Source organism: Gorillibacterium timonense (assembly GCF_001457415.1).
Lineage (GTDB): Bacteria > Bacillota > Bacilli > Paenibacillales > NBRC-103111 > Gorillibacterium > Gorillibacterium timonense.
In genome coordinates, this window is sequence record NZ_LN881721.1 from 22,260 (window position 1) to 49,101 (window position 26,842).

General features: G+C 55.9%; 27 protein-coding genes, 1 tRNA gene and 1 pseudogene. 26 read left to right on the forward strand and 3 right to left on the reverse strand.

All coding sequences use genetic code 11. The features are described from left to right. The first annotated feature begins 19 nt into the window (after positions 1 to 19). Positions 20 to 523, forward strand: coding sequence for a DUF4446 family protein (locus tag BN2684_RS02230; protein ID WP_058300557.1), 504 nt, complete (start codon positions 20 to 22; stop codon positions 521 to 523). 306 nt (positions 524 to 829) lie between these two features. On the opposite strand, the gene yyaC is transcribed toward BN2684_RS02230, so the two are convergent. Further along, positions 830 to 1,462 (reverse strand): spore protease YyaC, encoded by a 633-nt coding sequence (yyaC, locus tag BN2684_RS02235; RefSeq protein WP_058300558.1) that lies wholly within the window; start codon positions 1,460 to 1,462, stop codon positions 830 to 832. 77 nt (positions 1,463 to 1,539) lie between these two features. On the opposite strand from yyaC, the gene BN2684_RS02240 reads away from it, so the two are divergent. From BN2684_RS02240 to BN2684_RS02260, 5 genes are all read left to right on the forward strand, one after another. Beyond that, entirely contained in the window at positions 1,540 to 1,779 is a 240-nt protein-coding gene (locus BN2684_RS02240; RefSeq protein WP_058300559.1) for a putative Se/S carrier protein, read from the forward strand. A 50-nt stretch (positions 1,780 to 1,829) separates the two neighbouring features. Then, positions 1,830 to 2,717: a mechanosensitive ion channel family protein gene (locus BN2684_RS02245; RefSeq protein WP_058300560.1), complete on the forward strand. Its 888-nt coding sequence runs from the start codon at positions 1,830 to 1,832 to the stop codon at positions 2,715 to 2,717. Positions 2,718 to 2,721: 4 nt separating this feature from the next. Next, positions 2,722 to 2,976, forward strand: a complete 255-nt coding sequence (locus tag BN2684_RS02250; RefSeq protein ID WP_058300561.1) for a DUF951 domain-containing protein — start codon at positions 2,722 to 2,724, stop codon at positions 2,974 to 2,976. Positions 2,977 to 3,200: 224 nt separating this feature from the next. Continuing rightward, positions 3,201 to 3,288: transfer RNA gene (locus tag BN2684_RS02255), tRNA-Ser, on the forward strand. Positions 3,289 to 3,372: 84 nt separating this feature from the next. After that, positions 3,373 to 4,164, forward strand: coding sequence for a class I SAM-dependent methyltransferase (locus BN2684_RS02260; protein ID WP_199825297.1), 792 nt, complete (start codon positions 3,373 to 3,375; stop codon positions 4,162 to 4,164). A 136-nt stretch (positions 4,165 to 4,300) separates the two neighbouring features. On the opposite strand, the gene BN2684_RS02265 is transcribed toward BN2684_RS02260, so the two are convergent. Beyond that, positions 4,301 to 4,495: a YjzC family protein gene (locus BN2684_RS02265; RefSeq protein ID WP_058300562.1), complete on the reverse strand. Its 195-nt coding sequence runs from the start codon at positions 4,493 to 4,495 to the stop codon at positions 4,301 to 4,303. Between the two features lie 463 nt (positions 4,496 to 4,958). Here BN2684_RS02265 and rpsF point away from each other — a divergent pair, with 463 nt between their 5' ends. From rpsF to BN2684_RS02360, 17 genes are all read left to right on the forward strand, one after another. Beyond that, positions 4,959 to 5,243, forward strand: a complete 285-nt coding sequence (rpsF, locus tag BN2684_RS02275) for a 30S ribosomal protein S6 (RefSeq protein WP_058300564.1) — start codon at positions 4,959 to 4,961, stop codon at positions 5,241 to 5,243. A gap of 46 nt (positions 5,244 to 5,289) precedes the next feature. After that, positions 5,290 to 5,760 carry a single-stranded DNA-binding protein gene (gene ssb, locus BN2684_RS02280; protein WP_058300565.1) on the forward strand — a complete coding sequence of 157 codons (471 nt, stop codon included), beginning with the start codon at positions 5,290 to 5,292 and terminating at the stop codon, positions 5,758 to 5,760. Between the two features lie 21 nt (positions 5,761 to 5,781). After that, entirely contained in the window at positions 5,782 to 6,057 is a 276-nt protein-coding gene (gene rpsR / locus BN2684_RS02285; protein ID WP_058300566.1) for a 30S ribosomal protein S18, read from the forward strand. A 251-nt stretch (positions 6,058 to 6,308) separates the two neighbouring features. Then, entirely contained in the window at positions 6,309 to 7,229 is a 921-nt protein-coding gene (locus BN2684_RS02290; RefSeq protein ID WP_058300567.1) for a DUF2232 domain-containing protein, read from the forward strand. Positions 7,230 to 7,248: 19 nt separating this feature from the next. Beyond that, complete coding sequence (locus BN2684_RS02295; RefSeq protein ID WP_058300568.1) at positions 7,249 to 9,204, forward strand: DHH family phosphoesterase; 1,956 nt, start codon at positions 7,249 to 7,251, stop codon at positions 9,202 to 9,204. Beyond that, positions 9,201 to 9,647: a 50S ribosomal protein L9 gene (rplI, locus tag BN2684_RS02300; protein ID WP_058300569.1), complete on the forward strand. Its 447-nt coding sequence runs from the start codon at positions 9,201 to 9,203 to the stop codon at positions 9,645 to 9,647. The genes BN2684_RS02295 and rplI overlap by 4 nt, the downstream gene beginning before the upstream one ends. Positions 9,648 to 9,653: 6 nt before the next feature. Beyond that, the gene (gene dnaB, locus BN2684_RS02305; RefSeq protein WP_058300570.1) at positions 9,654 to 11,015 is read left to right on the forward strand and encodes a replicative DNA helicase; all 1,362 of its coding nucleotides are present in this window, start codon (positions 9,654 to 9,656) and stop codon (positions 11,013 to 11,015) included. Between the two features lie 362 nt (positions 11,016 to 11,377). Beyond that, positions 11,378 to 12,664 (forward strand): adenylosuccinate synthase, encoded by a 1,287-nt coding sequence (locus tag BN2684_RS02310; RefSeq protein WP_058300984.1) that lies wholly within the window; start codon positions 11,378 to 11,380, stop codon positions 12,662 to 12,664. 311 nt (positions 12,665 to 12,975) lie between these two features. After that, positions 12,976 to 13,320 (forward strand): PadR family transcriptional regulator, encoded by a 345-nt coding sequence (locus tag BN2684_RS02320; RefSeq protein ID WP_058300572.1) that lies wholly within the window; start codon positions 12,976 to 12,978, stop codon positions 13,318 to 13,320. Then, the gene (locus BN2684_RS02325) at positions 13,317 to 13,874 is read left to right on the forward strand and encodes a DUF2812 domain-containing protein (protein ID WP_058300573.1); all 558 of its coding nucleotides are present in this window, start codon (positions 13,317 to 13,319) and stop codon (positions 13,872 to 13,874) included. Before BN2684_RS02320 ends, BN2684_RS02325 begins: the two co-directional genes overlap by 4 nt. Positions 13,875 to 14,041: 167 nt before the next feature. Beyond that, positions 14,042 to 14,599: a hypothetical protein gene (locus BN2684_RS02330; RefSeq protein WP_058300574.1), complete on the forward strand. Its 558-nt coding sequence runs from the start codon at positions 14,042 to 14,044 to the stop codon at positions 14,597 to 14,599. Between the two features lie 255 nt (positions 14,600 to 14,854). Then, positions 14,855 to 16,948 carry a peptidoglycan DD-metalloendopeptidase family protein gene (locus BN2684_RS02335; protein WP_058300575.1) on the forward strand — a complete coding sequence of 698 codons (2,094 nt, stop codon included), beginning with the start codon at positions 14,855 to 14,857 and terminating at the stop codon, positions 16,946 to 16,948. Positions 16,949 to 17,190: 242 nt separating this feature from the next. Then, entirely contained in the window at positions 17,191 to 17,916 is a 726-nt protein-coding gene (gene yycF, locus BN2684_RS02340) for a response regulator YycF (RefSeq protein WP_058300985.1), read from the forward strand. A gap of 1 nt (position 17,917) precedes the next feature. Then, entirely contained in the window at positions 17,918 to 19,750 is a 1,833-nt protein-coding gene (gene walK, locus BN2684_RS02345) for a cell wall metabolism sensor histidine kinase WalK (protein WP_058300576.1), read from the forward strand. Next, entirely contained in the window at positions 19,747 to 21,045 is a 1,299-nt protein-coding gene (locus tag BN2684_RS02350) for a YycH family regulatory protein (RefSeq protein WP_058300577.1), read from the forward strand. The genes walK and BN2684_RS02350 overlap by 4 nt, the downstream gene beginning before the upstream one ends. Before the next feature lie 17 nt (positions 21,046 to 21,062). Beyond that, a complete protein-coding gene (gene yycI, locus BN2684_RS02355) occupies positions 21,063 to 21,800 on the forward strand; it encodes a two-component system regulatory protein YycI (protein WP_058300578.1) in 738 nt (245 codons plus the stop codon). Between the two features lie 160 nt (positions 21,801 to 21,960). After that, complete coding sequence (locus BN2684_RS02360) at positions 21,961 to 22,764, forward strand: MBL fold metallo-hydrolase (protein WP_058300579.1); 804 nt, start codon at positions 21,961 to 21,963, stop codon at positions 22,762 to 22,764. A 179-nt stretch (positions 22,765 to 22,943) separates the two neighbouring features. On the opposite strand, the gene BN2684_RS02365 is transcribed toward BN2684_RS02360, so the two are convergent. After that, complete coding sequence (locus BN2684_RS02365; RefSeq protein ID WP_058300580.1) at positions 22,944 to 23,168, reverse strand: hypothetical protein; 225 nt, start codon at positions 23,166 to 23,168, stop codon at positions 22,944 to 22,946. 108 nt (positions 23,169 to 23,276) lie between these two features. Here BN2684_RS02365 and BN2684_RS02370 point away from each other — a divergent pair, with 108 nt between their 5' ends. From BN2684_RS02370 to BN2684_RS25470, 3 genes and pseudogenes are all read left to right on the forward strand, one after another. Beyond that, a complete protein-coding gene (locus tag BN2684_RS02370; RefSeq protein ID WP_058300581.1) occupies positions 23,277 to 24,458 on the forward strand; it encodes a S1C family serine protease in 1,182 nt (393 codons plus the stop codon). A 281-nt stretch (positions 24,459 to 24,739) separates the two neighbouring features. After that, complete coding sequence (locus BN2684_RS23765; RefSeq protein WP_082651699.1) at positions 24,740 to 24,913, forward strand: CxxH/CxxC protein; 174 nt, start codon at positions 24,740 to 24,742, stop codon at positions 24,911 to 24,913. Between the two features lie 1,551 nt (positions 24,914 to 26,464). Then, a pseudogene (locus BN2684_RS25470) lies at positions 26,465 to 26,836 on the forward strand (HNH endonuclease); the annotation flags it as partial. Positions 26,837 to 26,842 lie beyond the last annotated feature (6 nt).

Below are 26,842 nucleotides of genomic sequence, written 5' to 3' on the forward strand. Positions count from 1 at the left end.
AAAAGGGGATGGAAAGACTATGGATCTCAGCGGGGAGACGCTTGGGCAGCCGGAATTGTTTTTTGCTCTTGGACTTGGTTTATTTGTATTGTCCTTGATCTTATTTATCATCGTATTGGTTCGGCTTGGTCGGATGAATAAACGATATAAAGCGATGTTGAACGGGAAATCGGGGGCGGACTACGAAGAATTGCTCATTGATGTCCAAGAGAGAGTGAAAACCTGGGGGAGAGCTACGGAAGCTAACGAAATGGCCTTGCGGGAATTGAAGGAGACGCTCAAGCTCCATAAAACAAAGGTAGAGATGATTCGTTACCATGCTTTTGATCAACACGGAAGCGACCTCAGCTTCTCGATGGCCATTCTGAACGATTATCGCGATGGGGTAGTGCTGACGGGAATACACAGCCGTGAGCAAACCTTCATGTATGCGAAGCCGTTGAATAAGGGTGAATCGACGTACGCTTTGTCGCCAGAGGAAAAGCAAGTCATCGAACTGGCGGCCGGAGGGGCGAGCAAGTAACGACCGACGTCCAAAAGAAACACCTGTCCTCGTTGGCTTTAAAACCGTTGGGACAGGTTGTGACGTTTCTTCAAACCCGAATTTAGGCTGATTCAACTCGTAGGGGATGGCTTGATGAAGGCATAAGCCGGGCCGCATCCGACAATTCTTATTCGTGCTCCCGGCATACCCCCCGGTTTGAAGGTGCGCTCTAGTACACTGTCACCCTTAATCGTGCAGATGTGAGTCGGCGTCAATGGGCATGGAAAAGGGTGCGGAAACAACGATTTAGAGACTACAGCGTATGAAGTGGTAATGACAGATTTCTTATTCAATGCTGGATGAAGCTTGCTCCCGGTACAGGGTGGAAGAGAAGAGAGTGATCCTGCCGCAGTTGATGAGGGAGATGTAGATCCCCTTGGCAATGAGCTCGGCTAAGTCCATGACGAGGCTGAGCCGTGTATTTTGCAGAACGAAATATTCCATGAAGCCGCCGACGTTGACGATCCCTGTGATGTGCATGTCTCCAACATGGGGGAGCTCCTTGTTGACCCCAGCACCCGGCTTGAGAGGTCCAGGAGATAGCTTGATGCTTCCGATATGAGCAAGCTGACCGAGGCAGGCGTCAATGCCGATGATAAACGGATTGTTGAAGTCGCGGTGAACGGAGCACATGGTTTCATTCAGATTCATCGCGTGGACTGGTTGGTCCAGGGTTCCGTACAGATGAATGTCGCTGAAGCTATAGCGGCGAAGCCGGGAGCCGACCAAGGGGCCGAGAGAATCGCCGGTCGAGCGATCCGTTCCGACACAAACGAACACGACCGGCCGTTCCGAAGGAACCGAACGAATGCAGTCGGATAAGTGATCGGCGACGCGTTCGGCGACGCGGCCTTCGTCTTTCGATAGGAGGACGGGGGGGAAGGAAAGCGGAACGGATGTTTCGGGCTGGAGCTTCATAGGATTCCTCCGACTCGTTGTTTTTTTACTAGTATATGAAGGACTTGGTAGTTTTATACGTAGGGAGAGAGAAGGCTATGCTCTTGATCGCATTTGATTCCACCCAGCAGGCTTTGCGTATGGAAATGCTGCTTGATTATGCGGGGGTCGAAAGCGACACCCAGCCGACTCCGAAGAGCATAACGGCCGGCTGCGCACTGTCCATCGGATTTCCCGAGGAAGAGCTCCCGAAGGTGAAGGAGATCATGGCTGCCGAGCAGGTGGAGATTCGCGGGATTTTCAAACAGCAGAACGAAGGCTATGTGCAGGTGGGCTAAGGCAAGAAAGAGGAAGGCAAGAGATAGAGGAAGAAGGGGGAGAATGAGACGTGATCTTGGCACTGCTCGTGGATGATATACAGGAGGCGCGAACTTATCTCGATGACATCCGCGATTTTTTCATGAACCCAGATATGTGGTGGGGGCTTCTCTCCGTCCTGCTCAAAGTACTGTTGATCCTGGTTGCTGCGAGGCTGATCAACCGCTTTGCCCGGACTGCGATTGCCAAAATGATCGTCGAAAAGGATTCGAGCAGGCTTCGGATCAATGCACGCCGGTCAAAAACCATTGGGGTTTTGGTCGAGAACGTCATCACCTATGCGGTAAATTTTTTGGCTATTCTTCTTATCTTGAGTCAGTTCAACTTTGATTTGGCACCTCTTTTGGCAGGGGCTGGGGTGGTTGGATTGGCTATCGGGTTTGGCGCTCAAAGCATTGTCAAAGATATTATTACAGGTTTCTTTATTATCTTTGAGGACCAGTTCGCCGTCGGTGATGTGATTCAGACGGGGACCTATCGCGGAACGGTGGAATCCATCGGTCTGAGGGTGACGACGATCCGGGCATGGACCGGTGAAATCTACATTCTTCCGAACAGCACCATTCAGGCGGTTACGAACTATTCGATGAGCAATTCGGTGGCCGTAATCGATCTGTCGTTCAACTACCAAGATGATGTAGAGAAGGCGATCGAAGGACTCAAGCCGATTCTGCAAAAGCTCTATGAAACCAATCCGTATGTGGTGAGCGAGCCCGTTGTGCATGGGATTCAGACGCTCGGCGAGAGCAATGCAGCTGTGCGGATCAGCCTCGAGTGCCAGCCGAACACCCGTCAGAGCATTGTCCGGGAGCTGAATCTGGAGCTTGAACGCAAATGGAAGGACGAAGAGCTGCCTCGGGTCTTGGGAGCAACCTATCTGCCGGAAGAGAAGGGGTGAGGAGATGGAACGGAAGCAATTCCAACTAGGCGATGTCGTCATGATGAAAAAGCCCCATCCTTGTGGAGTCAACGAGATGGAGATCATCCGGATGGGCATGGACATCCGGGTCCGCTGTACCGGTTGCAAGCACAGCGTGCTGATTCCACGGGCCAAATTCGAGAGCAAGATGAAAAAGGTGCTGCGCTCAAACCCAATATTGGCAGCCCAGGAAGAGGAGCGGCGGGCAGGCGAGAGTCCGCAAGAGAGAGGGGACTGATCGATGCCAGGGAGAAGGAAGTAACCGGACGAAGCCAGGCAGAACGGGGGGAAGGGATCGACCGGTTTACGGACTGGACTTCTGAAGAGCGTCGGTGAGAGATGGGTGCGCCGCCATGGCTTGCGCGTGCACCTGAACGCCTTTATGGGCTAGCGCTAAGCGGTTAATCAGTTGTTGCATTTCGAGAAGAATCTATGATACAATAACGTTTGTGTCGTCCATATGGAGAGGTACCCAAGAGGCCCAAGGGGGCTGACTCGAAATCAGTTAGGCGTGTCAAAGCGTGCGTGGGTTCGAATCCCACCCTCTCCGCTCGTAATAAACGTGAAGTCTTCTCCCGGTTTCGGGCAGGAGGCTTTTTCTATATCATTCAGGATCGAAATGGAGATGAGCAGCGTGGACCGGGAAGAACAAAACCGCAAGGCATGGAACAGCGGAACCTATGCGGCATGGCTAGAGCGCTTCGGAACTCCGCAGGAGGCGGCGGAGAAGATTGCGCAGGATCCGAACAAACGGATTGGGTCCGTGCTTGCAGAGATGGGGGAGCCGCTGACGGGTAAAAGAATCGTCAATCTCCTCGGTTCCAACGGCAACAAGGCCGTTGCGCTCGCTCTGCTTGGTGCGGAGGTGACGGTGATCGATTTCTCGGAGGGGAACGAGCGATACGCCCGTGAATTGGCGCTTTCGGCTCAGGTGCCGCTGCGCTATGTGCAGGCCGATGTACTCGATCTTCCCGAAGCGGAGTTCGCCGCTCCTTACGATATCGTGTTCATGGAGTTCGGAATCCTTCATTACTTTACCGATCTCGAACCGCTGTTCCGAACGGTCCGCCAGCTTCTGACCAAAGGGGGAATCTTGATCCTGCAAGATTTCCATCCGGTGTCCACGAAGCTGATCTCCTCTCGCGGTACGACCGCGGCGATCCGCAAGCACAAGGTGACCGGCGATTATTTCGATGAAACGTTGGAAGTGAAAGAAGCCGCCTTCACGAAGTTTCTGCCCGATAGCGAGAAGCAGGGGGAGGTTCCGACAGTCAAGCTGCGGAATTGGACCTTGGGGGAAATCGTGACCGGGGCCGCGCAGGAAGGACTCTTCATTCGGAAGCTAGAAGAGCTGCCGAATCAGTCCTCCGACATCTATGACAAAGGAATTCCGAAGACCTTCACCCTGATTGCCGAGAACCGCTAAGCGTGATGAAGCGGCGATGGTTATTATGCGGGAACCAGGGGATTAGAAAGAGGACCGTATTCGGCAGCAGGTCACTTGTGCCGGTTACGGTCTTTTGGGTATGCGGGAAAGCACAAGTTACCGCCAGCTACCGTGTTTAATTCTCGGAATTGCGGTGCTTGCGGCTCCACTTGCGGTTGTGATTCGACGGCTCCGGAAATTTGTCTCCGGCCTCCAGGTGGATCGTCTGCGGATTCTGGATGCCCATGATCCGGTCGTTCTCGCCGATCTCCATATAGATACCGGTATTTGGCACCTGGTCTCCAGCGCGGAATTCAGTTTTTTCGCCCATGAGGGTCACCTCCCGTTTCCTATTTAGAGTTCTCAGGCGCAATGGTTTCCATGAGGGCTGCTGAGGTGGAAAGTGAAGGAATGTCGGAGTCGGTCCCTTGGACTTCTTAGGAACCAATAGTGTGGAAAGTAAAGGAATGTCGAGGTTGGTCTCCTTCAGTCTTCTTAGGAGTCAAAGGACGGAAAGCGGAGGGAAACCGGCGCGGCGGATCAGCAGTGATACGAGGGTACAGTGGATCGAAATAAGAGGAATGCAGCGGGAAACCCGGGACCAGAAAGCCGAGGGGGTTGGCATAGCTCCAGCCGTTGGCGTGGAAGGTGCTGCTTGTGTTTGCTTGGTCAAAGTGCTATAGTTAGAAAGTGCGAGTTTGTTTACCCTTATCTCGCTCCTTGCTCCTTCGGCATCTTCGGATGCCCTCATGTCCAAGAAGGAGCCGCCAAGTCCATAAGGAGGTGAATCGATAATGCGCAAGTACGAAGTAATGTACATTGTTCGTCCGGATGTGGAAGAACAAGCTTTTCAAGCAGCGGTGGAAAAATTCCAAGCCATCATTAACAACGGTGGAGAAGTAACGAAAAGCGATGTCATGGGCAAACGCCGTCTCGCGTATGAGATCAAGAAGTTCCGCGACGGGTACTATGTTCTCGTCAACTTCAACGCAACCCCTCAGGTTGTTGCTGAATTGGAACGCGTAATGAAGATTTCCGACGAAGTCATTCGTTACCTGATCATCAACGACGTAGCTTAATCGTTTCGTTAAGACCACTGTTTTTATTGCCGTTAGGAGGAATCCGATGTTAAATCGTGTGATTCTGATCGGAAGATTGACCCGTGACCCGGAGCTTCGCTATACGCCTGCCGGTGTCGCCGTAACCCAGTTTACCCTGGCGGTGGACCGTCCCTTTACGAATCAGCAGAAGGAACGCGAAGCCGATTTCATACCGGTTGTCACCTGGAGACAGCTCGCAGAGACCTGCGCAAACTATTTGCGTAAGGGCCGCCTGTGCGCCGTCGAAGGCCGTATTCAAGTGCGGAACTATGACAACAACGAAGGCCGCAAGGTGTACGTCACCGAAGTGGTCGCCGACAATGTGCGATTCCTGGAATCCGCGAACCGCGAAGGCGGAGGTCGGTCGGAAGGAAACGGGGGATACCGTGAGGAACCGGCCGGCAACCGATACGGCGGAGGAGGACGGGAGCACCAGGACCCCTTCGCAGACGACGGCAAGCCGATTGATATATCGGATGATGATTTGCCATTTTAAACCGGAAGGAATGAAACAAGGATGAGCATCAACAAACGCGATGGAGAAGAGCGCGGCGAACGCAAGTTCGGAGGCCGCAAGGGCCGCAACAAGCGCCGCAAAGTGTGCTACTTCACCGTCAATAAGATCAAATATATCGATTACAAGGACACCGACACGCTCCGCAAGTTCATCAGCGAGCGCGGGAAGATTCTTCCCCGTCGTGTAACCGGTACGTCCGCTAAGTACCAACGGATGTTGACGACCGCGATCAAGCGCTCCCGTCAAATCGCTCTGCTTCCTTACACCACCGAGTAAGATCGGGAACAACAAACCATCAGCCGGGCCAAGCCCGGCTGATTTTCTTTTCTTAAGGAATAACCGGGATGAGCGCCTTTGTTGGTATTTATTTGATCCGATGCGTGCTTTTTTCTCACGAAATCAGTGATTCTGCTCGTCATTGGCGCAGCCCAATTGGCATTACCCGCGAGGGCGTTTCTATCCCGACGACGAGTTGTTATGCTATAATGAGGGGTAAGTCTGATCAAAGAGAGGTTGAGTGAAACCGGGTGAACCGTAAGCTTTCGAGCCTACGGATGCCGCTTGTTTGGAGCGTCGTCCATTTTCTTTTATTTTTCTCGTTGATTGTACCCGGAATCAATTTCCTCTCGATCCACTTTATGATGGCGGTCATCCTCTATCTGTATGTGAAACTGGATCTGAAATGGTTTATTCCGGTCTATGGCTTGAATGTGCTGCTAGTCGTGCTCGTCGGTGGGCGAATCGGGCCCTTGATGCTGTTGTTTCCGCTCATTTTCCTGCCCGGCGCTGTCATTATGGGCATTTTATACAAGCGCAAGTGGTCAGCCTTTAAGACCGTTGTAGCCGGGGCTCTCACTCTCGTCGTGGAAATCGTCCTCAGCCTTATCGCCGTACGGCTTGCTGGCCAGGACCCGTTTGAAGCGATGAAGACCATGCTGCATGACAGCCTGTCTACCCTTCCAAGCGGCATGGTGGACTTATCGATGCTTGAAGTTACGATGTATACCCTGCAGATGGTTTCGCCGCTGATGATGCTGATGATCGGGTTCTATTATGCCTTCGTCACCCATGGCCTCTCCCGCTGGCTGTTTGGTAAAGGAGATGGAAGTATTCCGCCTTTGCCGCCGCTCAGTAAGTGGAAAGTCCCGCGCGTGACGGCTATCTATTTTATCGTGGTCATGGTGGTCAGCCTGTTCGTAAACCAGACAAACGGCTCCGCGTTGGCAATGATCGTGCTGAATCTGCTGCCGCTCTTGTCCATTCTGCTCTGTATTCAAGCTCTGTCGTTCCTCGCCTTTCTCTGCCGCAAATACAAGTGGCCGCGAGCGATTCCTTGGATTGCGCTTGTCCTGATCGTGGTCTGGAACGCGGGTATGTATATGGCGGTGTTCATCGGACTGTTGGATCTGTTGTTCTCGTTGAAGGAAAGGCTGACGGATAAACCATGACAAGCGGAGGCGTACTGCAATGCCGAAGAAACTGCTGAATCGCTGGCATGGCCGCCATATGATCGCGGCTCTGGCGGGCCTCGTCCTGCTGTCCCTTGTGCTGCTTCGCCTGGACTGGCGGCTCACAGCGGCCGGACTTGTCCTGACGGCGGTTCTCGCGTTCTATACGGTTCAAGCGGAAAAGGCATTTCGCAAGGATTTGAACCGCTATGCGGCCACCTTGTCCAACCGGATCAAGAAGGTCGGCAACGTAGTTTTGCAGGAGATGCCGATCGGCATCATCCTCTATGACGAGGAGAAGCGGATCGAATGGCACAACCCGTTCGTCGGGCAAATCCTCGGCAAGGAATCGGTGATCGGCGATCCGCTCGGCGAAGTGATTCCCGCTATGAAGAAGAAAGACCGGGATTCGCTGGTCGATTTTCTGATCGAAGGCAAAATTTATCAGGGACTCATCAAGGAGACCGAGCGCCTGATCTTCCTCCGGAACATCACCGAGCAGACGGAATTGCGCCAGCGGTATGAGGACGAGAAGCTGGCGATCGGCATCGTGCTGCTGGACAATCTGGAGGAAGCCACCCAAGGAATGGATGACCAGACCCGCAGCATCCTCCTGGCCAAGGTCACCAGCGTGATGAACGAATGGGCACAGCAGAACGGGATTTATCTTCGCCGCTTGTCCTCGGAACGCCATCTTCTCCTGATGAATCAGCGCTCGCTGCAGGAGCTGGAGCAGGATCGGTTCAGCCTGCTGGACGATGTTCGCGACATGACCGCGGAGCAGAAGGTCCCGATTACACTGAGCATCGGGATCGCTTCAGGAACGGAGAGCATCACCGAGCTCGGCCAGCTGGCGCAGTCAAGTCTCGACATGGCACTCGGCCGCGGAGGCGATCAGGTGGCCGTGAAGGTGGGGGACAAAACCTCCTTCTACGGCGGAAGAACCAACGCCGTCGAGAAGAGGACGCGGGTCCGTGCGCGGGTCATCGCTCACGCGCTGCGGGATTTAATTAAGGAGAGCGACAATGTGGTCATCATGGGCCACAAGCTTCCCGATCTCGATTCGATCGGGGCGGCGATCGGCGTCCTGAAGGCCGTCCAAGCGCATAAGAAGGAAGGCTTCATTATCGTCGACAGCGTTGGCCCTTCGATTCAGATGCTGATGAATGAGCTGAAGGAGGAGAATCAGGCGAGCCGGTTCATTACTCCTGACCAAGCTACGCAAATTACGACGGCGAGAACCCTCGCGGTCGTCGTCGATACGCATAAGTCGTCGATGGTTTCGGAGCCGCGTGTGCTGAATCAGACCAACCGGGTGGTGGTGATCGACCATCACCGGCGTGGAGAGGATTACTTGCAGGACGCCATGCTCATCTACATGGAACCTTACGCCTCATCCACCTGCGAGCTGGTGACGGAGCTCTTGCAGTATATTCATGAGCGGCTCACGCTAGGGGCCCTCGAAGCGACGGCGCTTCTTGCCGGCATGATGATGGATACGAAGAATTTCAGCCTCCGGACCGGCTCTCGCACCTTCGACGCGGCCTCTTATCTGCGCCGCAGCGGGGCGGACCTCGGAATGATCCAACAATGGCAGAAGGAAGACTTGACCACCTTTGTCAGCAAGGCGGATATTATCAAGCATGCCGAAATCCTCTATGACCGGATTGCCATTGCCGCGGCGGAGAAAGGCAAACGGTACAATCAAGTGCTGTTCGCTCAAGTCGCCGATACTCTCCTAAACATGTCCGGTATCATCGGTTCCTTCGTCATCGGGGAGCGGACGGATGGGCTTATCGGCATCAGCGCCCGTTCCACGGGCGACATTAACGTTCAACTGGTCATGGAGCAAATGGGCGGCGGCGGTCACTTGTCCAATGCGGCAACGCAGGTGGAAGGGGAGATCGGGGAAGTGACCGACCGGCTCAAGCGGATTTTAGCGAAAATGATGATGGAAGAGGGGTTAGCAGAATGAAGGTTATCTTTTTGAAGGATGTTAAAGGGCAAGGCAAGAAGGGCGAAGTCAAAGAGGTTTCGGAGGGCTACGCCAAAAATTTTCTGTTCAAGCAAGGAGTAGCGAAGCCGGCTACCGATGGCAATATCAAGACCCTGGATCTGCAGAAGCAATCCGAAGTGAAGAAGAAGGAACGCGAAAAGGAAGAGGCCAAAGCGCTCGCCGATCGCCTCGGCAGCCTGTCCTTGACGATCAAGCATAAAGCAGGCGAAGGCGGCCGGCTGTTCGGCTCCATCACGACGAAGCAAATTGCCGAAGAGCTGGAGAAGACGCACAAAATCACCATCGACAAGCGCAAAATGGTGCTCGAGGATCCGATCCGCACAATCGGAACGACGGATATTCCCATCAAGCTGTACCCCGAAATCACCGGAACCTTGAAGGTTCACGTGACGGAGGAATAAGAGGGAATGGAAGGCGAACTGCTGCTCGAGCGGGTTCCGCCGCAAAACCTGGAGGCGGAGCAGGCGGTGCTCGGCGCCATCTTGCTGGACGGAGAATCGCTCGTCACGGCGATGGAACGGCTGACCGGCGACGATTTCTACCGGACGAGTCACCGCTATATCTTTGACGGAATGATCTCTCTCTCCGAAGGGGACGAGCCGGTCGATCTGGTCACGCTGACCGCCAAGCTTCAGGCGCGCGGGCAGCTGGACGAGGTGGGCGGCGTCACGTACCTCTCGGAGCTTGCCAATGCCGTTCCGACGGCTGCCAATATCGATTACTACGCACAGATCGTAGAAGAGAAGTCGATGCTGCGCCGCCTGATCCGGGCGGCCACGCAGATTGTCACCAACGGATACGCGAGTGAAGACGATGTAGGCGGGCTGCTCAGCGAAGCGGAGGCGCGCATTCTCGAAATCTCCAACCGCCGCGGCGGCAACGGCTTCATCTCGATACGGGATGTGCTGATGGAGGTCTTCGAGAAGGTGGAATTTCTCTCGCAGAACAAGGGAGGAACGACCGGCATCGCTTCCGGGTTCCGCGATCTCGACAAGATGACCTCCGGGTTTCAGCGTTCCGACCTCATCATCGTAGCGGCGCGGCCTTCCGTCGGGAAAACCGCCTTCGCGCTCAACATCGCCCAGAATGTCGGCGTCCGCGAGAAGGAGACCGTCGCAATCTTCAGTCTGGAAATGGGCGCGGCTCAGCTCGTTCAGCGTATGATTTGCGCGGAAGCGAACGTAGACGCGACGCGGCTGAGAACCGGATTCCTGGAGCCGGACGATTGGGAGAAGATGACGATGGCGATCGGATCGTTGTCCGAGGCCAACATCTACATCGATGATTCCCCTTCGGTCACGGTCAGCGACATCCGCGCCAAGTGCCGGCGGCTGAAGAAGGAACGCGGCCTCGGCATGATCCTCATCGACTACCTGCAGCTCATTCACGGCCGCAGCAAGAATGGCGAGAACCGCCAGCAGGAGGTCTCGGAGATCTCACGGACGCTCAAGCAGATCGCTCGTGAGCTGGAGGTTCCGGTTATCGCCTTGTCTCAGCTCAGCCGGGGCGTAGAGCAGCGGCAGGACAAGCGTCCGATGATGTCGGACTTGCGGGAATCGGGCTCGATCGAGCAGGACGCCGATATCGTCGCGTTCCTGTACCGGGATGATTACTACAATCAGGAGTCGGAGAAGAAGAACATCATCGAAATCATCATTGCCAAGCAGCGTAACGGTCCTGTCGGCACCGTGGAGCTGGCTTTTCTCAAAAACTACAACAAATTCGTCAGCCTCGACCGCAGCCAACAGCAGGCGAGCGCGGCGGGGTGATCGTGGAGCAGCCGTCCCAAGGGACGGCTGCTTTATTGAGCGAAGTAGAGACCCAATGGAGAATCTGTTCGGCACTACCGACCGCAGGTTTGATAGAACGAGGAAGAAGCTCATAGCGGCCTGCTTATTCACGAACATTTTATATTTATATATTTCGAATGTTCGCCTTTCGAAATTGACTTTGCCTGAGGTGGCTGTTACACTGGTAATGCCGCTTTGATGCGTCACTGAAGTGCAAGGCCTTATGTCCTGCACGGAAGGATGCGGTCATGGGCTCATTTGTTGTGTCCGGCACCGGCTGGTGCGGACCCGAAGCGGCAAAAATCGGCGCGCCCGAAGGCGCGGCCAACGGGGGAATGTTCATGCCAACCGTAGTAGTCGTCGGAACCCAATGGGGAGACGAAGGAAAAGGCAAAATCACGGATTTTCTGGCTGAATCGGCGGAGGTAGTCGCTCGCTACCAAGGCGGGAATAATGCCGGACATACCATTCTGATCGATAATAAAAAATACAAACTCACCTTGATTCCGTCCGGGATCTTTTATAACGAAAAGCTCTGCGTTATCGGCAACGGCACGGTAATCAATCCGGGAGCGCTGATTGAGGAAATCGCTTACATTCAGGAGAATGGTTTTTCCACCGCCAACCTGAAGATCAGCGATCGCGCTCATGTCATCCTGCCGTATCACCTCCTGCTCGATAAGCTGGAGGAAGAGCGCAAGGGTGCGAACAAGATCGGCACGACCGGCAAGGGGATCGGACCCTGCTACATGGACAAAGCCGCTCGCAGCGGCATCCGCATGGCCGACCTGCTCGACGCGAAGGAATTCGAACGCAAGCTGCGCCATAACGTCAAAGAAAAGAACTCGCTGATTGAACAGGTCTATGAGGGCCAAGGAGTCGACGTTGAAGAGATTCTCGCCACCTACCTGGGCTATGCCGAGAAGCTGCGCGGCTTTGTGACCGACACTTCCGTCGTCTTAAACGACATGATTGATCAAGGCAAGCGCGTTCTGTTCGAAGGGGCGCAAGGCGTGATGCTGGACATCGACCATGGCACCTATCCGTTCGTCACGTCTTCGAATCCTTCCGCCGGAGCCGTCTGCATCGGGTCCGGAGTCGGTCCGACGAAGATCCATCAAATCATCGGGGTGGCGAAGGCTTACACGACCCGCGTAGGCGACGGTCCTTTCCCGACCGAGCTGAACAACGCCATCGGCGACCAAATCCGCGAGACCGGCCATGAGTATGGCACGGTGACCGGACGTCCTCGCCGGGTAGGCTGGTTCGACAGCGTGGTCGTTCGCCATGCGCGCCGCGTCAGCGGCATCACGGGCCTCTCGCTCAATTCGCTCGACGTGCTGACGGGCCTGGAGACCGTGAAGATTTGCACCAGCTACCGGTACCGCGGCGAGCTCATCGAGCACTATCCGGCAAGCCTCGATATGCTGAACGAATGCGAAGCCGTCTATGAGGAGCTGCCAGGCTGGAGCGAGGACATCACGGGCGTGCGCTCGATGGAGGAGCTTCCGGAGAATACTCGCCGCTATGTAAGCCGCGTATCGGAGCTTACCGGCATCCCGATCTCCATCTTCTCCGTCGGCCGCAACCGGGAGCAGACCAACCAGGTTCGCCCGATCTACTTGTAATTCAGTCGGGAGCCCTTTTCATATTAATTTCAATGACGCCATGTTGTCCGGGATACCGGAGAGCATGGCGTTTTTTGCTGCCCCGTACACGTTCAACCCTTTCATGAGGATAAATTCGGCGGCAAATGGTGGGAAAAGAGGCGGGATCATCCGTGGCATGGGGGTTGAGTGGAAGCGAAGGCACACCACGTTTTGGCGGAGGAAATCGTTGACAAGGAAAACAAGCGATGATACTATATCCATATAAGACATATCCATAGTGGATACATCAAAGAATGATACAAAACAACTCAATCGCAAGGAGGAACCTTATGTCCAGGAGCAGTAGCTATGAGCTGGAGCAATTGACCGATCCGGCGTATTACATCCTGATTTCGCTGCTGACACCGCGGCACGGCTACGGAATCATGAAGTACATCTCGGAATTGACAGAGGAAGAAGTGACCATGGGGCCGGCAACTCTCTACACGCTGATCAAGAAGATGCAGAAGGCGGGTTACCTGGTTTTGAACGAGGATGAGGATGAGCGGCGCAAAACCTATTCACTCACTGAAAAAGGGCGCTCCATGATCGAGAACGAAATCGAACGGAGAGCGCGCATGGCCGAGCACGGCCGAATCGCCATCGAACAGACGAAAGAGGGGGATTACGAATGAAAAAGGAAGAAACCCGTTACATACCTTCCATGGGCTTGGCATTCGCGGAGGAATCGGAAATGCGCAAGCTGAGTCAGTTGGCCGCTCAGGGCTGGCTGTTCGAGTCCTTCGCCTTCCTCGGATTCCGCTTGAGGCGCGGAGAGCCGCAGATGCTGGAGTATTGTCTGGATATGCATTCAGTCGACAAAGGAGATCTGGAGGAATACTGGGAAACCTTTCGTTCCGCAGGCTGGAAGCCGATTTGTTCGTCAAGTGGAATGCACATTTTCTCGGCAGCGCCCGGGACTAAGCCCATCTATTCGGAGCGGACGACACATCGTGAGAAATATAAGCGCATGAGCCGAGTCACCGGATGGAGCGCTCTCATCGCGCTGCTGCTTTTCGCCATCTTCGTGATTGTGGTACGGGATCCGTTCGCTATTGGAGGAAATCACTTGAGGGATCAACTGCTCGACGGGGTAACCTTTGTGGGTGCAGCTCTCTGCCTCATCATCGGGGTGCCCAGTCTGATGATGTATATCGCCTACAAGTGGCGACTCGGCAGAATCAAATAGGAAGAACAGAGAGGAACGGGGACAGGATCGGCCGCTACAGGCCGGTCCTGTTGCTTTTGAATGGGATATTTTCCGGAGGGGGTTAATTCCAGCGGGTTCAAGTCAATACTGGGGGTAGGCCGGACAAGTCGCAATTCCATATCGGCATCACGGAAGGAGATACGAATATGACCAAGCTGCTGCAAGGATTGGCGAAGCTGATCATCGGAACGATTTTCGTAAGCGGACTTACCCTATCTGTCACCTGGCTGACCCTTCACACCTACATCGATAAGCTGCTCGCGAGCTATAACATAGAAGTGCCGGATACCGGAGTCGGCGATTTATTTGGCTTTGGAGACTCGAAGAAAGCGGACATTCCGGCAAAACAAGCGGAGCTGCCTGCTAATGGGAGCGAAGCTGGGACGGGAGGCGAGGGGAGCACCGAAGACAAGAAGGATCGCGTTCAGAGCCTGAGCAGCCAAGGGGCAAGCGGCAGCGGAGCGTCTCTCGCTCTGTCGAGCAAGGAGCTTATCGCCCTCAAGGAGAAAATGACCGAGCCCGATAAAGCCGCGATGATGGCGCTGCTCATGAAGATACCGGAAGCGAGGCTGCAGGAGCTGACCGCTCTATTGGAGGGGGGACTGACCGAAGCGGAGCTTGCAGAAATGAAGAATCGGGCCAAGCAGGATCTAAGTGCGGAAGAGTTTGACCAATTGTTGCATATCTTAAACAAATACGAATAATCAAACAATTTGTGAGCGAAATGGTTGAAAGAAAGCTGATAGGTGTGATAAATTAGATTAAGCTTTGTAGGGATGTGCCTTTTAGCAGGGGACATCCCTCACGTGTCCTACCCGGGACGCATCCAGCCGCTGAATTTCGTCGTAATTTGTCGAGGAATGGACTTATTCGTACATATTCCAAGAATTATCCGGTGAACGGGGACCTTTCAAGGGGCCGGACTATTCAGGCGGACAACGTTTTAAGAGGAGAGAGTCATGACAGCTTTCAAGAGCATAGATTGGTTCCGGCGTCTCCTCTCACGAGAAGAGAGAGAACGGAAGAGCCAATGTCAAAGCTTGACTGCCACGGCACAAGGCAATAATGATCGAGCGAGCGAACCCAAAGCGGAAATCCATAATGTGCGGGCAGCGAAACGCGCAGATTCCCCCGCTACCCAAATACCCACTGAATCGAATATGAAGCAGCCGAAGGCAGCGAAGTCCCAAGCATCTTCAGGCAAAAGCAAGACGACCGCAGCCAAAAGCTCGAAGCCGGAAGTCGCTAGCGGCAAAAAAGGCAAGAACAGCGCTACTGGCAAAGCTGGCACTGGCAAGGCCGCTGCAAATGGCAAAACCGGAAGCAAGGGCCAGCGCAAAAATTCTGGGCCGATGCTCGCTCCTGGTGTGAAGCCTGCAGCTGGCGGAAGCAAGCCGGGCCGTGTGGCCGAAGCGGCAGCGAGCAGCGCGAAGCTTGTGGCACCGGTGAAGCTCACTCCCAAGGCGGTCGAAGAGGAGCAGGTGCTTCTCGAGGAGTCTGTTGAAGGGTCCGCCGTTCTAGCGGAGGAGGTCCTTCCCGCCATCGAACCCGCTGCCGAGCCGCTAACTGTTGCGGAGCACGTTGAACCTACAGCCCGTCCGAAGCTCATGACGCTGCCGCTTCAACCCGCACTGAAGAGGACGCGCCGCCGCCGGATGATCTCCGCCGGTCTCGTCGCCAGTACGCTTCTGCTTGTCGGAGCGATCACCATCGGCGGCAATCACTATGTGAAAGTCAATACGTTTGAAGTGTATCACGTCTACATGAACGACAAGGAAGTCGGCATCGTCAGCGATCCCCAGGTTGTCGACGATTTCAAGCTTGCCGAATACCGCAAGCTGGCGGACAAATACCCCGATACCCAAATGGTGCTTAATACAGAAGGGATCACAGTCAAGGCTGAAAAGGCTTTCAAGCCGGTCTCCGACGATGCGGGCACACTGTTGAAGTTATCCCCCCTGATGAGCTCTCATGCTGTTGGCGTTGAGCTGCTCGTGGACGGCAAGAGGGTAGGCGTTCTGAAGAACGAAGAGGAAGCCGAACACATTCTGGAAGTGATCAAGGACGATTACATTCCGGAGAAGGAAAAGGCTCAAGCGAAGGTGGCAATGCTGTCGGCTCCCGTGAAGACGGCGACGCCGGGCAACAACGTCTTGGAGAAAGTGGAATTCGTCGAGAAGGTAGAGATGAAGACCATCGATACCCAGCCGGGAAGCTTCAGCGACGCGACGACTTTGGTGAAGACGCTCCAGACCGGGGATGTCCGTCCCCGAACCTATAAGGTGGTGAGCGGGGATACGCTCAGCTTCATCGCCCAGAAATTTGACATCACCACGAAGGATATCCAGAAGAAGAACCCGGAGATCAAGGAAGATTTCATCCGCGAGGGACAGGAGCTTAACCTGACCGTTTTGCAGCCCTCCGTCACCGTCCGTACAGTAGAGAAGGTTGTGGAAACCGAGGAGATCGCCTACGGCACCGAGGTCATCCGCGATCCGGACTTGAAGGAAGGCATCGTCAAGAAGATCAGCCCCGGCAAGGAAGGCAAGAAGAAGGTAACCTTCTCCTTGACCAAGGAAAACGGGGAAGTCGTCAAGGAAGAGCTGCTTCAGGAAGAGGTGCTCGTCAAGCCGGTCAATGAGGTGATCAAGCGCGGGACCAAGGTTATCCGCGGAGAAGGCACCGGGAACTTTGCCTGGCCGGTCATCGGCGCTTCGCTCAGCAGCGGCTTTGGCTATCGCTGGGGCAAGCTTCACAAGGGCGTAGACTTGACCTCCTCCAACCGCAACATCCTTGCTTCTGACAATGGTGTTGTAGAGAGCTCCGGCTATCGATACGATTACGGCAATTATGTTCTCCTCAATCATAAGAATGGCTACAAAACCATGTACGGCCATTTGAGCAAAATCAACGTATCCCAAGGCCAAATCGTCGAGAAGGGCGAGAAGATCGGCTATATGGGAAGTACAGGCGATTCGACCGGCGTTCACCTTCATTTTGAAGTGATCAAAAGCGGCACTGTGCAAAATCCGCTCCGGTATCTGAACTGGTAAGCGGCGAATAGTTCCTGAATGATTCCGAGCTATTCCTTGGGCTAAAGCAAAGCCCGGGGGATAGCTCTTTTGTGCTCTCGGAAATACCAAATGATTCCACCGTCCGGGGCAGGGGCTCGCCAAGTATGGTACAATTACATTATCAACACTGTCGGTCATTTAAGGACAAGCCGGAGCACTTCTAGAGCGCCTGTCCTTCATCCATAGAGGCAGCTGTCAGAAGAGGATACGGAGGGATGGCTTTGCAAGGAAAGATACTGGTTGTGGACGATGAACAGCCGATTGCGGACATTCTGAAATTCAATTTAGAAAAAGAAGGCTACGAGGTCATCTGCGCGTATGACGGCATTCGCGCAGTGGAGCTGGCGCTCGGAGAGGACCCCGATTTGATCCTGCTCGATCTGATGCTGCCGCTCAAGGACGGGATGGACGCCTGTCGGGAAATCCGCGCACGCTCCAATACGCCGATCATCATGCTGACAGCCAAGGATTCGGAGATCGACAAGGTGCTCGGCCTGGAGATGGGCGCCGACGATTACGTGACGAAGCCGTTCGGCAACCGCGAGCTGCTGGCGCGGGTGAAGGCGCATCTCAGGCGGCAGTCGAACAATCAGCAGTCGGCGCGGACGGAACCGGCCCCCGGCAAGGAGGGCCTGCGCATCCACAAGCTGTTGATCGACAGCGACACTTACGTGGTCTACAAGGACGGAACCCCGCTCGATTTGACGCATCGCGAATTCGAGCTTCTGCAGTACCTGGCGAAGAACGCCGGACGCGTCATGACCCGCGAGCATCTGCTCCAGGCGGTGTGGGGCTACGATTACTTTGGCGACGTGCGTACGGTGGACGTCACGATCCGGCGGTTGAGGGAGAAGATCGAGGACGATCCCAGCCAGCCGTCGTACATCACGACCCGTCGGGGACTTGGCTACATGCTGCGCAACCCTGCTCTAAGCGGAGGCTTCTAGCATGAAGGGAGTCCGCTTCTTCCGCACGATTCAGATGAAGATGAGCATTATCTATGTGCTCCTGATCTTGTTCGCCATGCAGCTGATCGGCGTCTATTTCATGCAGGTGATGGAGAGCTCTTCGCTGAAGAGCTTCTCCAACTCGCTGGAATACGAAGCCTCGCTGCTTGCGACCTTCGCTGCGGAGAAGCTGCCGGAGGGAGCGCGCGAAGGCGGGCAAACTCAGGAGGAGATTCTAAAGGCGTACGACGACCTGAAGGACATCGCCAAATTTTCCAGTGCCGATACCCTGCAGATCGTAGACGCGGACGGGAATGTCGTCAGCACGACCGACCAGAATGCGGCGGCGGTGCTCGGACACAAGAACAACAACATCTTGATCAGCCGAGCTCTACAGAATACGAAGGACAACGAGCAGACGCTGATGGACGATATGGGCAACCGCATCAAGGTGCTGGCGGTGCCTGTGGTGAAGGACGGCAAGGTGCTCGGCGCCGTCTATATTAAGAAATCGATGAAGGAGACGTACGCGACGATCCGGAGGATCAACGGCATCTTCCTGTCCGGCACGATCATGGCGCTGGCGCTAACGGCGCTCCTCGGCGTGTTCCTGTCGCATACGATCACAAGCCCGATCAAGGAGATCACCCGGCAGGTGACCTCGGTGGCGGAGGGACGTTTCCGCCAGCGGGTGCGCATCCACGGGGAGGACGAGATCGGTCAGCTCGGCAAGGCGTTCAACTACATGACGGAGCGGCTGCAGGAAGCCCTCTCCTCCAACGAGGAGGAGAAGGAGAAGCTTGCGTCGATCCTGAGCAACATGAGCGACGGCGTGATCGCAACGGACGAGCAGAACCGGATCATCCTCTTGAACCACCGGGCGGCCCAGATGCTGGGCACCGATCCGACGCAGGCGGAGGGGCGGAAGCTCGTTGAGCTCGTTCCGCTGCCGGAGGAGTGGCATGGCGAGGAGACGCGGGACGAGGAGCTGCGCACGGTCATGGAGCTTGCGGCGAAGAGCGAGCAGGAGCCGAGGCAGGTGCACGTGACGCTCACCCCGATTCACCGCAGAGAGATCGGCATCACCGGAGCGGTCCTCGTCTTCCAGGACGTCACCGAGCAGGTCGAGATGGAACGCTCCCGTCGCGAATTCGTCGCGAACGTCTCCCATGAGTTGCGCACGCCGCTGACGACGATGAAGAGCTACCTCGAGGCGCTGGAGGATGGCGCGATCAACGAGCCGGAGCTGGCGAAGCGATTCCTGGACGTCACCCGCAACGAGACGGAACGGATGATCCGCTTGGTAACGGACCTGCTGAATTTGTCGCGCTTCGATTCGAAGCAAGCCCAGATCAAGAAAATCCCGGCCGCCATTCCCGAGATGCTGGAGGAAGTGGCGGACCGGTTCTCCTTCCAATTCAAGCAGAAGAGCATTCGCTCCCGCCTCGACATCGGAGATGTCCGTATGGCGCGGATCGACCGCGACAAGATCGATCAGGTGCTGGACAATCTCGTATCCAATGCCGTCAAATATACGCCGGATCACGGGCAGATTGTATTGTCCTGCCGCGACCGAGGCGGAGAGTATGCCGAGATATCGGTGGCGGATGACGGGATCGGCATTCCGAAGAAGGATCTCGATCACATTTTTGAGCGGTTTTACCGCGTGGACAAGGCTCGCTCCCGCAATATGGGCGGTACCGGACTCGGCCTTGCTATTGCCCGGGAAATTGTAAGGGCGCACGGAGGATCTATCGATTTGGAGTCCGAATACAACAAGGGCACCAAAGTTACCTTTACCGTTCCGTACGGGGAAGGAAGTGAACCGGCATGAAGGAACGGCTCAAAACCTTGGTCTTGGCGATCCTCGTGACGGCGAGTCTCGTACAGAGCTATGTGCTGGCGTATGGTCGGCCGAAGCTCGATCTGCTCGCTCCGACGAACTATGTGCCCTCCGAGCTTGGAGGGACACAAGCGGAGCTGAAGGATCTGCTGTATCCGTACCAAATCGTGCTGCATCTCGGAGAGCGCAAGCACACGCTGCTCACGCCGTTTTCTCCACAGCAGCAGTTCTATAAGATGGTGTACCGCGATTTTTTGCAAAAGCGTCGCTTTGAAAGCCTGCGCAAGCTGACCCCGGAAAATTTGAGCGATCTCAACTGGAACACCATCAAGAATGAGAATGAAGGGATCGAGATCCGCTTTCGCGAAGCGGTACCCATGAAGGCTCTCCAGCGCATTCTCGACATCAAGACCGATGGAGACTCGCTCGATGAGGCTCGGATCGATCGGATTCTCATTTATGCGAATACGGGGTCCGGCGAACCGGAGGCTTATTTCTTCACGGACCAAGCAACGACTGTTTATGCAGCCCGAACGGATATGGACATCAGCGAGGTGCGGAAAAACGTCGCCTTCGGGCAGTACCTCACCCCCTATGAGCCGCATTACTCCGATTACTATCTGCCGGAGAAGTCCGTTCCAGTCGTCCGGTATACCGTGGGGTACGAGCAATTCACGGCAGACGAGCTGAAGCGAAGCTTGTTCGTCGATCCGAATATCGTCAAGAACCTGCAGGAAAAGGACGGCTCGCAGATTTACACCGATGCGAAGCGCGGCCTGCAGCTTCAGAATGAGCGGCATTGGCTGATCTTCACCGACCCGGTGACCGGTCCGTCAACCGGCCGCACGGGTTCCGCCGCCGACCTCGATACGGCGATCCAGTTCATCAACCAGCATGGCGGCTGGAACAGCACCTTCCTGATGGAACGGCTCTTCCGCAGCTCCGAGGAGGAACCGAATCAGCTCGTCTTCCGGCAGTACCGCGATTTCCTGCCCATTCTGGGAGGAGCGGAGGAGGATCTCGGAGCGATCAAGCTCCAGCTTGTCCAAGGTGCGGTGACGAGCTTTGAGCGCTCGCTGATCAAGCTGAACGGGGAAGCGACCGCACGCCACGAGATGGAGCTGCCGGGGGGAGAAGCATTGTGGAAGCTCGTTCAGAGCAGCAAGCATGCCGGCGATATCGTCGATGTCTTCCCGGCCTACTCGGCCAAGATTTCCGACAAGAGCGTCGAGCTGATCCCCCGATGGGCGGTAGAGCTTCGCGACGGGACCTATGATTTTCTGTAAAAGGAGGTGCGGATAAAATGGATTGGGGACGCGCGAAGTCGGTGCTGATCGTCTCTTTTTTACTGCTGAATATTGTGCTCGGCTACCAGCTCTACAACAGCCGCTGGGACAAGACCGCCTCCCAGAACTCCGCCGTGATCCAGGAGGAGACGCTCAAGCTTCTGGACAGCCGGAACATCCGCATCGAAGTGAAGAAGGTGCCGAAGGATACCCCGAAGCTGCGGTCGGTCTACTCTCGTGAGAAGATCAATCACGACGATCCTGTGCAGGTGGAGTCTCCCTTCAACGCCTCGACGCTCCTGCGCCATTCCCCGAGCAAGAAGGCGATGGAAGCAGCGGGAATCGAGAAGCCGGGCGATTACGAAAGCGATCCGGCCACGAGCGTCAAGGGCGAGAAACGAGTTTATTATCAGATGTACGAGGGCCTGCCGATGTTCGATATGCCGCTTGTTTTGCTTGAGGAAAACGGCAAAATTACGGGTTACAAACAAGCGTACGTTGAAGTACAATCAGGAGTGGACGTTCAGGAGCAAGAGGTTATCTCCGCCTATACAGCGCTTCGTAGCCTGGCCGAGAATACCCAGGAGACGAATTATGCCATAGTGGACATCCAGCTCGGGTATCACGGGCAGAAGTTTAACACCGAAACCCAATACATGCTGCCCAGCTGGCGCATCATTCGGGACAATGGCGACATCTATTACGTGCAAGCCTATACCGGTGCGGTGGAACAGCCGACGGAGAAGGATGAATAGCAAGAGGCTCAAGACCAACGCAAACAGCAATAGTACGCTGTCAGCCCTAATCGTGTGGATATGAATCGGCATCAATTGGTATGGGAAGTTGTGCGGAAACCACGGTTTTTAAGCTGACAGCGTACGAGAATCACGAATGGGTGAAGAGAAGGGGAACAACATGGGACTGCGTTTTACCATCCTGTCGAGCGGATCGACTGGAAATGCTACGGTGGTGGATAACGGGGAAGCGAAGGTGCTGCTCGATGCGGGATTCAGCGGCAAAAAGCTGGAGCAGCTGATGACGGAGCGGGGGCTTGCCTTTTCCGACCTGGATGCGGTCTTCATCACGCATGAGCATTCCGATCACATCAAAGGGCTTGGGGCGATTGCGCGTAAGCACAATCTTCCGGTCTACGCGAATGAGAAGACGTGGGAGGAATTGGACCGGCTCTGCGGGCAGATTCCCGAGGACAATCGGCAGGTGATGGACACGGGATCGGCGGTCGACTTTGGATCGCTCAAGGTGGAATCGTTCGGCATCTCGCATGACGCGGCTGAGCCAGTGGCGTACAACTTCTACAGCGAGGACGAGAAGCTGAGCGTGGCGACCGACCTCGGGTACTTGAGCGGCAAGGTCAAGGAGAGCGTCAAGGACGCCGATGTGCTCGTGCTGGAGTCGAACCATGACGTCGGCATGCTGCGCATGGGAAGCTATCCGTGGAACATCAAGCGACGGATTCTGAGCGATCTGGGGCATTTGTCCAATGACGCGGCAGGAGAAGGGCTGTGCGAGCTCGTCAGCGGGCAAACAAAACGGGTATATTTGGCTCATTTGAGCCGTAATCATAACATGACGGATTTGGCGCGGCTTACAGTGGGGAATATCATGGAAGAGAACGGTATCTTCGACAACCTTCCCGTGAAGCTGAAGGACACCTATTTCGACCGGCCTACGGAATGGGATGCGCTTGAGGAAGAATAGGCGCGAGAGTTCGAGAGGAAGGGAATGTCAACGGGCGAGCGGGATGGCCTAAGGATCGGAGCATACCCGATGAGGTGCAGCGAACGGCGTGACTGGGGAAAAAGAAGAGTCGGTCTCGCAGCCTTCACTGGTTACACAGGTTCAGGCACTCGTTGCCGTGTAAGAAGGTACTCTCTAGATTAGCTCTGCGGGTTCCGTTTCAGGAAGCCATCCGCCGGTTCCCGGCAAGCGGCGAGGTCGGCCTGCTCCAGGAGGGAAGCCCGGGCAGCGATCTCTTCAGGAGTGACCAGCCCTTTCTCGATCAGGAGCTCCGCGAGGGCGCTGGCGAGAAGGATCGTGCGGTAATGCTGTTCTTTGAGATCGGCGAGTTGTCCGACCCACGCCACTTGTTCCCAGGCATTCATTGGTCATTCTCCTTTTCTAGCAATCTGTTATTATTAGTGTAGTCATAGCGAGGAGAAAAGATTCCTCATCAGAGAAAAAAGAGTTATCCCGTTTAGGAGGGGACCGCTGTGGGACTGTTTCAGGACGATTTTTACAGCACAAAGCCGAGTCGAGGGACCGTGCGTCTTCGACAGGGAACAGGTACGGGCGGCAAGTTCCTGGCGGTTGTGATTGCGGCTTCGCTGCTTACCGGAAGCGGGCTCACCCTCCTTGTAACACGGGCTTTCCCTTCATCCACTCCAGCCGCTCAGCCTGCGATCGCCGTGAATGCGCCCGTCGATCGGTCCGACAGCTCCACTGATCCGGTGGTGGAGGCCGTGAGCCAAGTGCAGGCCGCGGTCGTCAGTGTGATCACGACGGATGTGAAGGACGACAAGATTCAAGGCGGCGGCATGGGGTCCGGGGTTATTTTCCGCAAGATGGACGGCAAGGCGCTCATCGTCACCAACAACCACGTGATCGATACCGGCAACACCTACGAAATCGTGCTCGCCGACGGCACCCGACGCGACGGGACCTTGGTCGGCAAGGATGAATACACGGACCTCGCGGTTCTGTCAATGAAGGACGACGGGATCAAGACCGTCGCCGAGTTCGGCGATTCCGACAAGCTCCGCCCGGGGGAAACGGCGATTGCCATCGGCAACCCGCTCGGGTTAAGCTTTTCCCATACGATTACCAAGGGCGTTATCAGCTCGCCCCTGCAGACGATTCCCGTATTCCTCGGCAAGGACGGAGACCTGCAGTGGGAGATGGAGGTCATCCAGACGGATGCGCCGATCAACCAAGGCAACAGCGGCGGGGCGCTGATCAACCTCGCCGGGCAAGTCATCGGCATCAACAGCATGAAGATCTCCGACACCGGCGTCGAGGGACTCGGCTTTGCGATTCCGGTCAACAGCGCCAAGCCGGTGTTGGAGGCTCTTATCAGCGACCACAAGGTGAAACGGCCTAAGATGGGCATCTTCTCCGAAGACCTGCAGGCGTTCTCAAGCGGGCTCGATATCCTGAAGCTGCCGGACGGCGTGAAGAGCGGGGTCATCGTCACCGATGTGGCGGACCCAGCCAAGGGGGCCGGCCTGGAGACCCGCGATGTGATCGTTGCGCTGGATGGCAAGGACGTCGGCTCGACGATGGAGCTGCGCAAGTATCTGTTCGGCAAGAAGAAGATCGGCGACAAGCTGGAGGTTACCTTTTACCGGGGTGGGAAGAAGGAGAAGGTGTCGCTCACGTTGGGAGAGCTGGACTGAATCCGGCAGGTGGATGTCCGGGGCTCGAAGGAGAACGGGTTCCCCCACGTTGAGCGGACCGACGAGCCAGGGTCTGATTCGAAGCGGACGGCGCTTACCCCCACTGGCAGACACATGAGCGGAAGTGCCGCAACAAGTGGCTAAAAGCATAACGGTGAATAGGCAAACGATGTATAATACAAAGAGAAGACCAAGTGTATAGAAGCCAGTGGTGGAAGAGATTCACTCAGGGTAACGCATTAGCGGCAGTGAACGCGAACAGCATGGAGGCAGGCAAAGGTATGTATGTGGTATGCAAAGAGCATGTGGAGCTGGCAATCGACCGGTTCCTGGATGAATATGAGGAAGCTCCCGATGTGGTGAACCTGCAGGAGACGAAATTCGCCAAATGGGACCCACCCCCTCATTGCGAGGAAAAGGATTGTCCGCATCATGCGGAGTTTCTCGTGGTGTAACCGAGCTTCCCTTCTTCCGAAACAGCATCCGCATACGGCCGAACGAGCGACCGGGGCGGGTGCTGTTTTGGTTTATTTTCCCTTTCCTTGTGCTTTGAGGTAAGATGAAGAAGATGACTTGCGGCGGGTTGGCGAGAGATGAGGTGAACCGGACGGGGATGAACGCATCCCTCTGGGCGATACATGACAGAATCTACTCCACATGATCATAAAAAATGCAGCTATTGCGGTGAGCAAAAGCGGCTGAGCGAATTTAAGCGCCGGAGCGGCAAAGGCGGCGCGGCGGGTCGGCGCGGCATGTGCCGAAGCTGCCGTGCGGCGAGAGGCGAAGGTGTGCAGGAGTCGGGGCTTACTAGTGCGTCTAACAAAGTGTCGCATGAAACTCCAAGCAAAGTAGCAGTTAAAGCAGCAGACAAAGCAGCAGTTAATGCGTCGGATAATGCGGTAGATAAAGCAACAGTTGAAGTATCGAGCAAAGCGCCAAACATAAAATCAAACAAAGCGCCAACCAAAGGATCAACCAAAGGATCAAAGAATGAAACGGACGTAAAGCCAACCAAAGCGGTGCCATCTGAAAAAGAGACCGATGCAGCGGGGAACATGGCGACCGATGGCAACCCCGCGGCCGTGGCTCCTTCAGCAGTGGATGCTGATGCCGTTGCAATCGCTGCCGGAGGATCGGGAGCCGGCGGCAAGAAGCGGCGCTCGCGGAAACGGCGGAGGCGGAAGAGCCATGCTCCGATGGCAGTTGGAAGCCTGCCGGTGGAGCGGAAGCCAGAACCGGCTGAGGCGAATGAGGGGCAGGCCCCTTCGGATAAGAGTGCTGCGGACCGGGCGGCTATGAATGAGGCGTACGGCGATGAGACGGTCGGCGCGAATGCGAAACCGGCGAGGAAGAGGAAAGGCCGGAAATCCGCCGCCGGTAAGGAAACGGCCGTACGTGAAGAGGCACACTTGGCGGCGACCGGAGTGGATTCGGCTGCAGTTGCGTCTACGGCATCTACGGCGGCTTCGAATCGTGCGGATCGTTCAGTAGTCCGTGCGGAAGTGCAGAGCTCTCCGGGCGAGGAATTGCTGGGCAGCGATCTGCCGGAAGGAGCCGTGCTTCTCCCGGTGGACAAGCCCAAGAAGAAGCGCAGGCCAAGGAGACGGAAGCGGAAGCCCGCGATGGACACGGCGAGCGGCGGACAGGCCGGGCAAGCGGCGGGAGTCGCAGCCGAGGCGAGAACATCCGAGGATAGCCCTACGGTCGGTGGGAAAGCTACGGCAGCAGCGGCCCCGGCTTCAGCTTCGGCGAGGCAGGGCGCCGCGAAGGCGCAGGCCACCTCGCAGGTGGCTGCGGCAGACTCGGTGGCTGCTGCCGGGGAGCCGGGCGAGGCGGCGGGACCTGCGCCGAAGAAGCGCAAGCGCTCGCGGCGCAAGAAGAAGCCGACCGGCGCGGTCCTAGCGGGAGCCGCGCGCTTGGCCGAATTGCAGCCCGAGCCGCGCGCCAAGGCCGAGCCCTATCTGAAGAGCCGCCCGCATACGACCGGCGGTCGACTCAATATCCATGACCCGGCGGCGCTCCGGCCGACCCGGCAGGGCATCATCCGCATGCGCGGACGCACGGACAAGGGGCGGGGCTGGTACCAGGAGATCGACCTGGAGATGGCGGCCACCCTCGTAAGCGAGCATGCGGCGGTGCTCATCAATCCGCATACGATCCGGCGGTTGTACAGCAATAAGGACTTTCGCCGGTATATTTTGACTCGGGATCATTATACCTGCTACTTCTGCGGGGAATACGGGGATACGATCGACCATCTCGTGCCCCGGGCCAAGGGCGGCCACAGTACGCCGGACAACTGCGTATGCGCGTGCAGCTTGTGCAACCGCCATAAGGCAGACAAGGACGTAGACGTCTTCCTGAAATCGAGAAGATAGCGCATG

Bases quoted from the DNA above. Each gene is read 5' to 3' on its own strand.
- BN2684_RS02230 (WP_058300557.1), top strand. From the start codon at position 20: ATGGATCTCAGCGGGGAGACGCTTGGGCAGCCGGAATTGTTTTTTGCT.
- yyaC (WP_058300558.1), bottom strand. From the start codon at position 1,462: ATGAAGCTCCAGCCCGAAACATCCGTTCCGCTTTCCTTCCCCCCCGTC.
- BN2684_RS02240 (WP_058300559.1), top strand. From the start codon at position 1,540: ATGCTCTTGATCGCATTTGATTCCACCCAGCAGGCTTTGCGTATGGAA.
- BN2684_RS02250 (WP_058300561.1), top strand. From the start codon at position 2,722: ATGGAACGGAAGCAATTCCAACTAGGCGATGTCGTCATGATGAAAAAG.
- BN2684_RS02265 (WP_058300562.1), bottom strand. From the start codon at position 4,495: ATGGGCGAAAAAACTGAATTCCGCGCTGGAGACCAGGTGCCAAATACC.
- rpsF (WP_058300564.1), top strand. From the start codon at position 4,959: ATGCGCAAGTACGAAGTAATGTACATTGTTCGTCCGGATGTGGAAGAA.
- ssb (WP_058300565.1), top strand. From the start codon at position 5,290: ATGTTAAATCGTGTGATTCTGATCGGAAGATTGACCCGTGACCCGGAG.
- rpsR (WP_058300566.1), top strand. From the start codon at position 5,782: ATGAGCATCAACAAACGCGATGGAGAAGAGCGCGGCGAACGCAAGTTC.
- BN2684_RS02295 (WP_058300568.1), top strand. From the start codon at position 7,249: ATGCCGAAGAAACTGCTGAATCGCTGGCATGGCCGCCATATGATCGCG.
- rplI (WP_058300569.1), top strand. From the start codon at position 9,201: ATGAAGGTTATCTTTTTGAAGGATGTTAAAGGGCAAGGCAAGAAGGGC.
- dnaB (WP_058300570.1), top strand. From the start codon at position 9,654: ATGGAAGGCGAACTGCTGCTCGAGCGGGTTCCGCCGCAAAACCTGGAG.
- BN2684_RS02310 (WP_058300984.1), top strand. From the start codon at position 11,378: ATGCCAACCGTAGTAGTCGTCGGAACCCAATGGGGAGACGAAGGAAAA.
- BN2684_RS02320 (WP_058300572.1), top strand. From the start codon at position 12,976: ATGTCCAGGAGCAGTAGCTATGAGCTGGAGCAATTGACCGATCCGGCG.
- BN2684_RS02325 (WP_058300573.1), top strand. From the start codon at position 13,317: ATGAAAAAGGAAGAAACCCGTTACATACCTTCCATGGGCTTGGCATTC.
- BN2684_RS02330 (WP_058300574.1), top strand. From the start codon at position 14,042: ATGACCAAGCTGCTGCAAGGATTGGCGAAGCTGATCATCGGAACGATT.
- BN2684_RS02335 (WP_058300575.1), top strand. From the start codon at position 14,855: ATGACAGCTTTCAAGAGCATAGATTGGTTCCGGCGTCTCCTCTCACGA.
- walK (WP_058300576.1), top strand. From the start codon at position 17,918: ATGAAGGGAGTCCGCTTCTTCCGCACGATTCAGATGAAGATGAGCATT.
- BN2684_RS02350 (WP_058300577.1), top strand. From the start codon at position 19,747: ATGAAGGAACGGCTCAAAACCTTGGTCTTGGCGATCCTCGTGACGGCG.
- yycI (WP_058300578.1), top strand. From the start codon at position 21,063: ATGGATTGGGGACGCGCGAAGTCGGTGCTGATCGTCTCTTTTTTACTG.
- BN2684_RS02360 (WP_058300579.1), top strand. From the start codon at position 21,961: ATGGGACTGCGTTTTACCATCCTGTCGAGCGGATCGACTGGAAATGCT.
- BN2684_RS02365 (WP_058300580.1), bottom strand. From the start codon at position 23,168: ATGAATGCCTGGGAACAAGTGGCGTGGGTCGGACAACTCGCCGATCTC.
- BN2684_RS23765 (WP_082651699.1), top strand. From the start codon at position 24,740: ATGTATGTGGTATGCAAAGAGCATGTGGAGCTGGCAATCGACCGGTTC.